The sequence below is a fragment of the Bacillus sp. SIMBA_026 genome (genome assembly GCF_046535335.1).
GTDB classification, from domain to species: Bacteria; Bacillota; Bacilli; order Bacillales; family Bacillaceae; genus Bacillus; species Bacillus velezensis.
Genome location: NZ_JAWRWX010000545.1, coordinates 1 through 229, shown reverse-complemented (window position 1 = coordinate 229; position 229 = coordinate 1). Strand labels below are relative to the sequence as shown.

At 62.4% G+C, this 229-nt stretch carries 1 protein-coding gene; it reads left to right on the top strand.

The genetic code is table 11. The features are described from left to right. On the top strand, positions 1 to 229 hold a 229-nt coding region (locus tag SB847_RS22485; protein ID WP_410579000.1), incomplete at both ends, for a hypothetical protein.

Sequence of the window (229 nt, the reverse complement as noted above, 5' to 3'; positions counted from 1 at the left end):
CCTGCCCGGCGGCGGTCCGGCCGGATCTACCTGGGCGGCGTCGCACTGTCGGTGCTCACGTCGTTCGGCTTATCGAGCACCGGCGGCTTCAATGCCGGCCACGCCTTGGGAATTCTTGCGCTTCTGATAGTTGGCGGCGCGTTGCTCGTCCCCCGACTGTCCTTCCTTGGCAAAGCACGTACGTATCTGGCTCAGCTCGGCTTTTCATTCAGCTTCTTTCTCTTGCTCG